The organism is Pseudomonas sp. P1_C12 (assembly GCF_056406435.1).
The window spans coordinates 60,620-72,346 of sequence record NZ_JBFUAE010000023.1; the positions used below are offsets into that span (position 1 = coordinate 60,620).

At 60.9% G+C, this 11,727-nt stretch carries 9 protein-coding genes; 2 read left to right on the forward strand and 7 right to left on the reverse strand.

Translation table 11 applies throughout. The features are described 5' to 3' along the window. Window positions 1-74: 74 nt before the first annotated feature. From AC1D19_RS27530 to AC1D19_RS27545, 4 genes are all read right to left on the reverse strand, one after another. On the reverse strand, window positions 75-1,493 hold the full coding sequence (locus AC1D19_RS27530) for an efflux transporter outer membrane subunit (RefSeq protein WP_477765220.1): 1,419 nt from the start codon (window positions 1,491-1,493) through the stop codon (window positions 75-77). Continuing rightward, window positions 1,493-4,684 carry an efflux RND transporter permease subunit gene (locus AC1D19_RS27535; RefSeq protein WP_477755152.1) on the reverse strand — a complete coding sequence of 1,064 codons (3,192 nt, stop codon included), beginning with the start codon at window positions 4,682-4,684 and terminating at the stop codon, window positions 1,493-1,495. Before AC1D19_RS27535 ends, AC1D19_RS27530 begins: the two co-directional genes overlap by 1 nt. A 12-nt stretch (window positions 4,685-4,696) precedes the next feature. Next, complete coding sequence (gene mexE, locus AC1D19_RS27540) at window positions 4,697-5,938, reverse strand: multidrug efflux RND transporter periplasmic adaptor subunit MexE (RefSeq protein ID WP_477765221.1); 1,242 nt, start codon at window positions 5,936-5,938, stop codon at window positions 4,697-4,699. 140 nt (window positions 5,939-6,078) lie between these two features. Next, window positions 6,079-6,384: a LysR family transcriptional regulator gene (locus tag AC1D19_RS27545; protein ID WP_046042509.1), complete on the reverse strand. Its 306-nt coding sequence runs from the start codon at window positions 6,382-6,384 to the stop codon at window positions 6,079-6,081. Between the two features lie 149 nt (window positions 6,385-6,533). On the opposite strand from AC1D19_RS27545, the gene AC1D19_RS27550 reads away from it, so the two are divergent. Continuing rightward, window positions 6,534-7,121, forward strand: coding sequence for a TetR/AcrR family transcriptional regulator (locus AC1D19_RS27550; RefSeq protein WP_477755155.1), 588 nt, complete (start codon window positions 6,534-6,536; stop codon window positions 7,119-7,121). Between the two features lie 34 nt (window positions 7,122-7,155). On the opposite strand, the gene katG is transcribed toward AC1D19_RS27550, so the two are convergent. Continuing rightward, window positions 7,156-9,351, reverse strand: a complete 2,196-nt coding sequence (gene katG / locus AC1D19_RS27555; RefSeq protein ID WP_477765222.1) for a catalase/peroxidase HPI — start codon at window positions 9,349-9,351, stop codon at window positions 7,156-7,158. 309 nt (window positions 9,352-9,660) lie between these two features. Between katG and AC1D19_RS27560 the strand changes: the two genes are divergently transcribed. Then, entirely contained in the window at window positions 9,661-9,867 is a 207-nt protein-coding gene (locus AC1D19_RS27560) for a hypothetical protein (protein ID WP_477755157.1), read from the forward strand. 63 nt (window positions 9,868-9,930) lie between these two features. Here AC1D19_RS27560 and AC1D19_RS27565 read toward each other — a convergent pair whose 3' ends face one another. Both AC1D19_RS27565 and AC1D19_RS27570 read right to left on the reverse strand, forming a co-directional pair. Continuing rightward, window positions 9,931-10,128 (reverse strand): YbdD/YjiX family protein, encoded by a 198-nt coding sequence (locus tag AC1D19_RS27565; RefSeq protein ID WP_007976534.1) that lies wholly within the window; start codon window positions 10,126-10,128, stop codon window positions 9,931-9,933. A gap of 15 nt (window positions 10,129-10,143) precedes the next feature. After that, the coding region (locus AC1D19_RS27570; protein ID WP_477765223.1) for a carbon starvation CstA family protein at window positions 10,144-11,727 on the reverse strand (1,584 nt) is incomplete at its 5' end.

Consider the following 11,727-nt stretch of genomic DNA (forward strand, 5'->3'; position numbering starts at 1 on the left):
GCTAATCGCGGCGTTCTTGAGTCCTTCGTCGGAACGCCGCCCGGAGCAAGCTCGCTCCTACAACAACGGGTTAGTCAGTTGTTTTTCGCAAGCCGGGTATCGCCGCTGTCCCATCCACCCCCCAAGGATTTGTAGATCGCAACTATGGCGCGGTACTGATCGGTCTCCCCCAGTGCCTGGGCATCCTCGGCATTCAACCGCTCGCGTTGTGCGTCCAGCAACACCAGGTAGTCCACCACCCCTTCCTTGTATTGCGTCGCCGCCAGATCGGCCGCGGCTCGACTCGACTCGCTTTGCTTGATCAGCGACAGCAAGCGTTGCTGGCGCTTGCCATAGTCGCTGAAGGCGTTTTCCGACTCTTCCAGTGCGAGCAGCACCTGTTGTTCATAGGTCGCCAATGCTCCCTCGGCGTCGGCGTTTGCGCCACGAATGCGCGCCCGCACACTGCCCAGGTCAAACGCGGCCCAGGTGATACTCGGCCCCAGGCTCCAGGCACGGGCGGCACTGGAACCGATTTGCGAACCACGCCCCGCCGTGAACCCGAGGAACCCACTCAAGCTCACCCGTGGAAACAGGTCGGCGGTGGCCACGCCGACATCCGCCGTTGACGCCGCCAACCGGCGCTCTGCCGCGAGCACATCCGGGCGCCGATGCAACAGCTCGCCAGGATCGCCAATCGGCAATGCCTTGGCGATGGCCGGCAGGTTCTTTGGACTCAGGTCGATGCTCAGGGTGTCCGGGCGTTCGCCCAGCAGCGTGGCGATGCGGTTCTTGTGGTGCACCTGCTCCGCCTGCAACTGCGGCACGCTCGCCTCGACAGCCGCCAACCGGGCGTCGGCACGCACAACGTCGAGCTCGTTACCCACGCCAGCATCACGCAGGCTCACCGTCACGGCGCGCGATTCGCTTTGGTTCTTCAGGTTGGCCAAGGCGATCTTTTCCCGCAGTTGCGCACCGCGCAGTTGACCATAGGCATCCACCAGCTCGGCGATCATGGTCACCCGCAGTTGGTACAGGTCCGCCGCCGTGGCGTCTTCCCGGGCATCGCTGGATTCCAGCTCACGCTGGATGCGCCCGAACAGATCGATCTCCCAGGCCATGTCCAGGCCCAGGTCGTAGCGCTCAGTGTTGACCCGGCTCTCGGTCAGGCCCGGCACCTGCGATTTGCCCTGCACGCTGCTGACCCGGCTGGTGACCACCGGCAGATTGTCGTTGCTGACGTCATCACGGATGGCCCGGGCGGCTTTCCAGCGGGCGAAGGCCACGCGCAGATCGCGGTTGCCATTGAGCGCTTTGCCGACCAGCTGATTCAGCGTGGGGTCGTCGAATTGCTGCCACCACACCGTTTCGAATCGCGTTTGATCGTAGTTGGCTCCTTGTGCCGAGACGACATGGGCAGGCGCCGTGTCGGGGGTCTTGTAATCCGGCCCCACGGTGCAGGCGGCCAATGCCGTGACCAGGAGGCTGGGAACGAAGAGCTTGAAAGCATTCATCAGTGTGCCTCCGAATCAATAACGTTGAGCGCGTGAACCCGGGCCGCCTTGCGCGCGGTTTTACGTTCGATGTAGCGACGAATCAGGACGAAGAACACCGGCGTCAGCAGCAACCCGAAGAAGGTCACCCCGAGCATCCCGGAGAACACGGCAACCCCCATGGCCCGGCGCATTTCCGAACCGGCCCCGGTGGAAGTCACCAGCGGAATCACCCCCATGATGAAGGCGAACGACGTCATCAGGATCGGCCGCAGACGCATGCGGCAAGCCTCCAGTACAGCGTCCAGCGGCGACAGGCCCTGGTCCTGTTTGTCCTTGGCGAACTCGACGATCAGGATCGCGTTCTTGCAGGCCAGGCCCACCAGCACGATCAAGCCGATCTGGGTGAAGATGTTGTTGTCGCCCCTGGAGATGATCACCCCGGCAATCGCCGACAGCAGGGTCATCGGTACGATCAGGATCACCGCCAGCGGCAGGCTCCAGCTTTCATACAGCGCAGCCAGTACCAGGAACGCCAGCAGGACGCAGAGCGGGAACACCAACAGCGCGGTGTTGCCGGACAGGATCTGTTGGTAGGTCAGGTCAGTCCACTCGTAGGTCATGCCGTTGGGCAGTTCTTCCTTGAGTAGTTTCTCGATGGCTTTTTGCGCCTGGCCGGAGCTGTAGCCGGGGGCTGCACTGCCGTTGATTTCCGCGGTGACGAACCCGTTGTAGTGCGAGACCCGGTCGGGCCCCGACGTCGGGCTGACCTTGACGAACGTGGCCAGTGGAATCATTTCTCCACGGTCGTTGCGTACCTTCAACTGGCCGATCTGCTCCGGTTCCTGACGGAACTGCTGCTCAGCCTGGACGTTGACCTGATAGGTACGGCCAAAACGGTTGAAGTCGTTGGCGTAAAGCGATCCGAGGTACACCTGCAAGGTGTCGAAGATGTCGTTGATTGCCACGCCATGGGTCTTGGCTTTTTCGCGGTCGATGGCGGCTTCGACTTGCGGCACATTGACCGTGTAGCTGGTGAACAGGTTGGCCAGCTCCGGGACACTGCGCCCCTTGCCGATGATGTTCATGGTTTCCTTGTACAGCTCTTCGTAGCCCAGGTTGCCCCGGTCTTCGATCTGCAGGCGGAACCCGCCGATGGTGCCCAGGCCTTGCACAGGTGGCGGCGGGAACACCGCGATGTAGGCATCCTGAATGCCGCCGAACTTGGCATTCAGCGAAGCGGAAATCGCCCCGGCGGACAGGCTTGGGTCTTTGCGCTCATCGAAAGGACGCAAGCCGATGAACGCGATGCCGGCATTCGGGCTGTTGGTGAAACCGTTGATCGACAGGCCGGGAAACGCCACGGCGCTGTCGAAGCCCGGTTCGTTCATGGCGATGGTGCTCATGCGCCGGATCACCGACTCAGTGCGGTCAAGGCTGGCCGCATCGGGCAATTGCGCAAAGGTCACCAGGTACTTCTTGTCCTGGGTCGGCACAAAGCCGGTCGGTGTGGTGCTGAAACCCATGTACGTCATGGCGATCAGGCCAGCGTAAACCAGCAGGGCCACGCTGCTGCCGCGAATGACCCTGGCCACCGCCACCACGTAACCATTGCCGGCCTTTTCGAACAGCCGGTTGAAGGGCTTGAACAACCAGCCTGCGAACAGCCGATCCAGCACTTTGGAGAAACGGTCTTTCGGCGCACCGTGGGCCTTGAGCAACACCGCCGCCAATGCTGGCGACAAAGTCAGCGAGTTGAACGCCGAGATCACCGTGGAGATGGCGATGGTCAGGGCGAACTGCTTGTAGAACTGCCCGGTCAAGCCGGAAATGAAAGCGGCCGGCACGAAGACCGCACACAGCACCAAAGCCGTGGCGATGATCGGCCCGGTCACCTCGCCCATGGCCTTTTGGGTAGCCTCGGCCGGTTCAAGTCCCGACTCGATGTTTCGCTCGACGTTCTCCACCACCACGATGGCGTCATCGACCACGATGCCGATGGCCAGCACCAGACCGAACAGCGACAGCGCATTGAGCGAGAACCCGAGCAAATGCATCACGGCAAAGGTGCCGATCAGCGATACCGGCACGGCGACCAGCGGAATGATCGACGCGCGCCAGGTTTGCAGGAACAGGATCACCACCAGCACCACGAGGATCAGCGCTTCGAACAGCGTGTGAACCACCGCTTCAATCGAGCTGCGCACGAAGATGGTCGGGTCATAGACGATCTCGTAGTCCATGCCCTCCGGGAAACTCTTCTTCAGCTCAGCCATCTTCGCCCGCACCTGGTCGGACACGTCGATCGCGTTCGAACCCGGGCGCTGGAAGATCGGCATTGCCACCGCTTCCTGGTTATTGAGCAGAGCGCGCAGTGCGTATTGGTTGGAGCCGAGCTCAATCCGGGCAATGTCCTTGAGGCGGGTGATCTCGCCATCCGCACCACTGCGCACGATCACATTCTCGAATTCTTCTTCGGTGACCAGGCGTCCCTGGGAGTTGATCGACATCTGGAAGCTGGTGGCGTTGGGTGCAGGCGGTGAACCCAGTTGACCGGCCGCGACCTGACGGTTCTGTTCACGCACCGCATTGACCACATCGGTGGCGGTCAGGTTGCGTGACGCGGTCTTGTTCGGGTCGAGCCAGATGCGCAGCGAATAATCACCGATGCCGAACATCTTCACGTCACCGATGCCGTCCAGCCGCGACAGCTCGTCCTTGACGTTGAGGATCGCGTAGTTGGACAGGTAGAGCATGTCGTAGCGCTTGTCCGGCGACACCAGGTGCACCAGCAGCGTCAGCTCGGGCGACGCCTTGTCGACGGTAATGCCGATGCGCGTCACCTCCTCCGGCAACTTGGGTTCGGTCCGGGTCACGCGGTTCTGCACCTGCACCTGAGCGTTGTCCAGGTCGGTGCCCAGGGCGAAAGTCACGGTGAGCGTGAGCCGGCCATCCGCCGTGGACTGCGAAGACATGTACAACATATTCTCGACGCCGGTGATGGCTTGTTCGAGGGGGGCAGCCACGGTTTCGCCGATGACCTTGGGGTTGGCGCCCGGGTAGTTGGCATGGACCACCACAGTGGGTGGCACCACTTCCGGGTATTCGCCGATCGGCAACCGGAACAGCGAAATGCCGCCGGCAATCAGGATCAGCAACGACAGCACTGCGGCGAAGATCGGCCGCGTGATAAAGAACTGGGAGAACTTCATGACGGTGTTCCTTTATCCGCGGGGCGATACGCCAGCGTCGGTTTTCACCAGCGCCGGAGACGGAGCGGCAGGCTGATTACCCGCCTCGATGGCCTGGCGTTGACGAGCCAGGGTGACGACGGTTTGCGCGTCGGCCATCGGCGCGTCCTGAGGCGCGACCACCGCGCCGGGACGAACCCGTTGCAGACCGTTGATGACGATCCGGTCTTCCTTCTGCAAACCGCTGCGCACGATGCGCAAGCCTTCGAGCTTCGGCCCAAGGTCGACGCTGCGGTACACGGCCTTGTTGTCCTGGTCGATCACCAGCACGAACTTCTTGCCCAGGTCGGTGCCCACTGCCTCGTCCTTGATCAGCAGGCCGGCATAGGCCGCGCTGCCCACCAGTTTCAATCGGGCGTACAACCCCGGGGTGTATTGGCCGTCGGCGTTGTCGAACACCGCACGGCCACGGATGGTGCCGGTCTTGGGATTGACCTGGTTGTCGACGAAGTTCATCTGCCCCAGGTGGCTATTGCCCTCCTCGTTCGACAAGCCCATGTACACCGGCGTGGACTGGCTGCGCCGGCCTTGGCGGGAGAGCTGGCCGTACTTGAGGAACAGACGCTCGTCGGCATCGAAATAGGCGTAGACCTTGTCGGTGGAGACCACGCTGGTCAGGGCCGATGTGTCGGCGGTGACGATGTTGCCGGCGGTGATTTCGGCACGACTGACCCGGCCGCTGATCGGCGCGGTGACACGGGTGAAGCTCAGGTTCAGGCGTGCCAGATCGAGTTGCGCCTGCACGGCATCGACGGCGGCGCGGGCTTCCTGGGCGGTGGTGGTGCGCGTGTCGGCCAGTTCAGCGGAGATCGCATTGCTGCTCAACAGGCGCTGGCCGCGTTGCGCTTCATTGCCAGCTCGAACCAGCGTGGCGCGAGCTTGTTGCAATTGCGCTTCGAGGCGGTGTACTTCGTGTTCGAACGGCCGTGGATCGATCTGGAACAGCAAATCCCCTTTCTTCACCGACTCGCCATCGGTGAAGGCAACACGATCGATCTGCCCCGACACCCGCGGTCGAACCACGACGGTTTCCGGCGCTTCCAGACGGGCGGTGACTTCATCCCATTCAGTGATAGGTTGCTCGAGCACTTTGGCGACCGTGACAGGCGGCGCACCCGGAGCCTGGGCAGCATCGGGGGCGTGGCCGCAAGCAGTGAGGGTCGCCAACGCCAATGCAGCAAGGGGGTAACGCAAAGGTTTGAGTGACTGTTCCATGGGGGGTGTCCGCCTGACGGGTTAGGGGTTGGAGAATTCTCGGCCGCGCAGGGGGCTGCGACGAATTGAACGGAGTGAACTTGGCTATCATCATTAATGATGACCGTCATGTTTAAGGGCAAAAAAAATGAATGCTCAGATCAAGCCTCTGAATCAACAGGGTTTTTATTGGAAGCCGTCAGACTGACGACAGCGCAGATACAGTCCAATGCGGGCCCAAGGGTTTGCGCTACCTGCAAGGCCCGGGTGGTCGGTTCCATTTTGTGGCCAATGCGTTTAAACAGAGGGTCGTTGAACAGTGTGCGCAGACGCCCCAATGCACCGCTGACCGCCGGCTGGCCCAGGGAAAGTCTTTCTGCGGCCCGTGTGACGTTGCGCTCCTGAATGAGCGCCTCGAAAATCACCAGCAGATTGAGGTCGATACTGCGCAGATCATGACGTTTCATGGGGCGGCACCCTGTGAGGTGTTCTGACTTGAGCCACGGGCTCGTCGGCCTGCAAAACCATTGCCGCGAATTTATATTATGATCATCATCAATACCAGCCCCTCAGCAAAAAATTGCCAAGGCGCTCATCGGATGACAGGACCCCACTCATGAAAGTGACGAAAGACCAGGCAGCAGCCAACAAGGAAGCGATCCTCGGCGCAGCCTCGAAGATGTACCGGGAAAGAGGCATCGACGGCATCGGTATCGGCGAGCTGTCCCGCTCGGTGGGCCTGACCCATGGCGGCTTTTACGGTCAGTTCCCCGGTGGCAAGGAGCAGTTGGCGTCAGAGGCGGTCAGCCGCACGTTCGAAACCAACATCGAAGACTGGCGAGCGGCGAAATCCATCCCCGAACTGCTCAAGGGTTACCTGACCCAGAGTCACCTGAGCAACTGGACCGAAGGCTGCCCGATCCCTGCCCTGGGGGCCGATGTCGCGCGCAATGGCGGTGCTGTCAGCCACTCGTTCACCCAAGGCGTGCAGACCCTGATCGAAACGCTGCTGCCATTGGTCGACGGCGAAACCGATGATGAAAAGCACCAGGAAGCCTTGCGCATCCTGTCATCGATTACCGGGGCCATATTGATCGCCAGAGCCCTGGACAACCCTCGATTGTCGGAGCAGTTCCTGCAATCGGTGATCGATGCCTGGTCTGTCAGCGACGAAAAAACAGTAGAAGGGCTTGCCGCGACCTGATCCAGACAGGTCGCGGCAAGTTCAGGCTTTTTGACTACGCCAGATCGAATCGATCCAGGTTCATCACTTTGGTCCACGCAGCGACGAAGTCCTTGACAAACTGCTGCTGCGCATCGGCGCAGGCATAGAATTCGGCCAAGGCACGCAACTGCGCATTGGAACCGAAGACCAGGTCAACCCGCGTCCCCGTCCACTTCACTGCACCGGTCTTGCGATCGCGCCCTTCATACTCTTGCCGGGCATCCGACACGGGCTTCCACTCCACGCCCATATCCAGCAGGTTGGTGAAGAAGTCATTGGTCAAGGCTTCCGGCCGTGAGGTGAGGACACCGTGTTTGCTCTGGCCGACATTGGTGTTCAACACCCGTAGCCCACCCAGCAATACCGTCATTTCCGGCGCACTGAGCGTCAGCAGTTGCGCCTTGTCGATCAGCAGTTTTTCGGCCGGCACACGGTACTGTTGCTTCAGGTAATTACGGAAGCCGTCGGCAATCGGTTCAAGGAATCCGAAGGATTCGACGTCGGTCTGTTCCTGGCTGGCGTCCATGCGCCCTGGGGTGAAAGGCACCGTCACACTTTGGCCGGCATTTTTCGCGGCCTGCTCCACGCCCACGCCACCGGCGAGCACAATCAGGTCGGCCAGGGAGATTTTCTTGCCGCCACTGTTGAACTCGCCCTGGATGCTTTCGAGTTTTGCCAGCACACGGGCCAGTTGTTCTGGCTGGTTGGACTCCCAGGACTTCTGCGGTGCCAGGCGCAGACGCCCGCCGTTGGCGCCGCCGCGTTTGTCGGAGCCACGGAAAGAGGAAGCCGCCGCCCACGCCGTCGATACCAGTTGCGAGACTGACAGCCCCGAGGCGGCAATTTTTCCCTTGAGTGCGGCCACATCACTGTCGTTGACCAGTGGATGGTCGACGGCAGGGATCGGGTCTTGCCACAGCAGCTCTTCGTTCGGCATTTCCGGGCCGAGGTAGCGTGAGAGCGGCCCCATGTCACGGTGAATCAGCTTGTACCAGGCACGGGCGAAGGCGTCGGCCAATTGGTCTGGATTGGCCAGGAAGCGCCGGGAAATCGGTTCATAGATCGGGTCGAAGCGTAGCGACAGGTCCGTGGTCAGCATCGTCGGATCACGCCGTCTGGACGGATCATGGGCATCTGGAATGGTGCCGGCACCAGCGCCGTTTTTCGGCTTCCACTGGTTTGCCCCCGCCGGGCTCTTGGACAGTTCCCATTCGTAACCGAACAGGTTTTCCAGGTAGTTGTTGCTCCACCGGGTTGGCGTGGTCGTCCAGGTCACTTCCAGGCCGCTGGAGATAGTGTCGCCACCTTTACCGGTACCGAACGTGCTCTTCCAGCCCAGGCCCTGCAGTTCGAGACCAGCGGCTTCGGGCTCAGGTCCGACATGGTCGACAGGGCCGGCACCGTGGGTTTTACCGAAGGCGTGACCGCCCGCAATCAGCGCGACGGTTTCCTCGTCGTTCATGGCCATGCGCGCAAAGGTTTCACGGATGTCCTTCCCGGCGGCGACCGGATCGGAGTTGCCTTCAGGGCCTTCGGGGTTTACGTAGATCAGGCCCATCTGCACGGCGGCGAGTGGGTTTTCCAGATTGCGCTCTGCGGGAGCTTGCCCGGCATCTTTGCCATATCGCACGTCGCCACCCAGCCACTTGCTTTCCGAGCCCCAGTAGACGTCTTCGTCCGGTTCCCAGACATCCGGGCGGCCACCGGAAAAACCAAAGGTCTTGAAGCCCATGGACTCCAGTGCAACGTTGCCGGTGAGGACGATCAGGTCGGCCCAGGAAATTTTGTTGCCGTACTTTTGCTTGATCGGCCAGAGCAGTCGACGGGCCTTGTCGAGGCTGACGTTGTCCGGCCAGCTGTTGAGCGGTGCAAAGCGTTGCTGGCCGGAGCCGGCGCCGCCCCGGCCGTCACCGGTGCGATAGGTGCCTGCGGCGTGCCAGGACATGCGGATAAAGAAAGGCCCATAGTGACCGAAGTCCGCCGGCCACCAGTCCTGGGAATCGGTCATCAGCGCAGTCAGGTCTTTTTTCAACGCCTGGAAGTCCAGGCTCTTGAAGGCTTCGACGTAGTTGAAGTCGCCCCCCAAGGGGTCAGATTTGGGCGAGTGTTGACTCAAGATCTTCAGGTTCAGTTGGTTCGGCCACCAGTCGCGGTTCGTCGTGCCACCGCCAGCGGCGTTATTAAACGGGCATTTCGATTCAGTTGACATGGCATCTCCTCTTGATTTTGTTTTCAGCTAATCATCCTTAAGCGTGGATCCGGATCACCGATTGAAGAAATAGCTTTTCGGTATGGGATCCATAGCCTTAAGGCTATGACAGCCCAGTGATCAGTCGCTCCAGAACATCCATTAAAGTACCGGTCCGGGAAACTGTCGCTTCATCTTGGGAGATAGCTGATAAACAGTTCAAATCAGCAAGCAAATGCAAGATCATGTACACCTGCCACAATGGATGGGTAGCCTTTGCTGCATGGACGCTGGCGATCGTAAGAATTGTTTGCCGCGAGAGGTTTCGCCATGCTCCTCAAAGCCATTGTCATCTGGTCATTGCTGTCGATCATCGTCGCCGCCGTGTTCTGTCGCCTGATGCATAACGCCAAGGTCGCCGACCGGGCGCTCAAGATCGCCAGGCCGGATCATCAGCCTCATGAACGAAATGCTGGCAATGCTTCCATGCCCCGGGACAAAAGTGGCAGTGACGATTCGGATTACCACGCGGCCTGAGCCATTCAGGGCGTTCCTGCACTCAATAAAAAACCGGCTATTCAGCCGGTTTTTTTAGGTCACTCAACAGCACTTCGGTCCGGCTTTACTGCCGTAACGGGCCTCTTGGCGCTCGCGAAAGAACGCCTCGTAGTCCATCACCGGCTTGTCCGGGTGTTTGGTCTGCATATGCTCGACGTAGTTGTCGTAGTCAGGCATGCCGACCATCAGGCGCGCAGCCTGACCGAGGTATTTACCCAGGCGACTCAGGTCATTGAACATGGTGCAAATCCTCGATCACGCTTCCGGCAGCGCCTGGAATGGCGCTTCCTTATCCGTACGCTCCTTGGTGCCCCAGGCGGCAATACCGACCTTGAGCGCAAAGAACAGGATGCTGAACACCACGAACAGGAACAGCGCGGTCAGCGTTGCGTTGGTGTAGGCGTTGAAGATCACGTGCTGCATCTGGTCGATACTCTTGGCCGGGGCCAGCACCTGACCGTTGGCCAGGGCATCGCTGTACTTCTTCGCCAGGGCGAGGAAGCCGATCGCCGGGTTGGCATCGAACAGCTTGATGAAGCCCGCTGTCGTGGTGCAGATCAGCAACCATACCGCCGGCAGCAAGGTGACCCAGACATAACGCTGGCGCTTCATCTTGATCAGCACCACGGTGCCGAGCATCAGCGCGATACCGGCCAGCATCTGGTTGGAGATGCCGAACAGCGGCCACAAGGTGTTGATGCCACCCAATGGATCGATCACACCCTGATACAGCAGATAACCCCACATGGCCACGCAACCGGCGGTAGCGATCAGGTTGGCAGTCCAGGACTCGGTACGGCGCAGGGCCGGCACGAAGGAGCCGAGCAAGTCCTGGAGCATGAAACGCCCGGCACGGGTACCGGCGTCGACTGCGGTCAGGATGAACAATGCTTCAAACAGGATCGCGAAGTGGTACCAGAACGCCATGGTGTTCTCGCCCGGCAACACGTGGTGCAGGATCTGCGCGATCCCCACCGCCAGGGTCGGCGCACCGCCGGCACGGGCCAGGATGGTGGTTTCACCGATGTCGTGGGCCACCGCTTGCAGGGCTTCCGGCGTGATGGCAAAACCCCAGCTGCTGACGGTTTGCGCAACGGCAACTGCATCAGCGCCAACCACCGCGGCCGGGCTGTTCATGGCGAAATACACGCCCGGATCGATCACCGAAGCCGCGACCATGGCCATGATGGCCACGAACGATTCCATCAGCATGCCGCCATAACCGATGTAGCGGGCATGACCTTCACTGGCGAGCAGCTTCGGCGTGGTGCCGGAAGCGATCAGCGCGTGGAAACCGGAGACCGCACCACAGGCAATGGTGATGAACAGGAACGGGAACAGCCCGCCCTTCCACACCGGGCCGGTGCCGTCGATGAACTGGGTCAGGGCCGGCATTTTCAGCTCGGGCATGGTCACCAGGATGCCGATGGCCAGGGCGACGATGGTGCCGATCTTCAGGAAGGTCGAGAGGTAGTCACGGGGCGCCAGGATCAGCCACACCGGTAACACCGCCGCGACAAAACCGTAGCCGATCAGCATCCAGGTGATCTGCAGACCGGTAAAGGTAAAGGCCTTGGCCCACACCGGGTCCGCGGCAATCTGCCCGCCGAGCCAGATCGAACCCAGCAGCAATAGCACGCCGATCACCGAGATTTCACCGATGCGACCCGGACGGATGTAGCGCATGTAAATGCCCATGAACATCGCGATCGGGATGGTCGCCATCACCGTGAAAATGCCCCACGGGCTTTCGGCCAGGGCTTTCACCACGATCAACGCCAGCACCGCGAGGATGATGATCATGATCAGGAAGCAACCGAACAGCGCGATGGTCCCGGG

Coding starts and splice junctions, on each gene's coding strand:
- AC1D19_RS27530 (WP_477765220.1), bottom strand. CDS start 1,493: ATGAATGCTTTCAAGCTCTTCGTTCCCAGCCTCCTGGTCACGGCATTG.
- AC1D19_RS27565 (WP_007976534.1), bottom strand. CDS start 10,128: ATGTTCAATGACCTGAGTCGCCTGGGTAAATACCTCGGTCAGGCTGCG.
- AC1D19_RS27545 (WP_046042509.1), bottom strand. CDS start 6,384: ATGAAACGTCATGATCTGCGCAGTATCGACCTCAATCTGCTGGTGATT.
- mexE (WP_477765221.1), bottom strand. CDS start 5,938: ATGGAACAGTCACTCAAACCTTTGCGTTACCCCCTTGCTGCATTGGCG.
- katG (WP_477765222.1), bottom strand. CDS start 9,351: ATGTCAACTGAATCGAAATGCCCGTTTAATAACGCCGCTGGCGGTGGC.
- AC1D19_RS27560 (WP_477755157.1), top strand. CDS start 9,661: ATGCTCCTCAAAGCCATTGTCATCTGGTCATTGCTGTCGATCATCGTC.
- AC1D19_RS27535 (WP_477755152.1), bottom strand. CDS start 4,684: ATGAAGTTCTCCCAGTTCTTTATCACGCGGCCGATCTTCGCCGCAGTG.
- AC1D19_RS27550 (WP_477755155.1), top strand. CDS start 6,534: ATGAAAGTGACGAAAGACCAGGCAGCAGCCAACAAGGAAGCGATCCTC.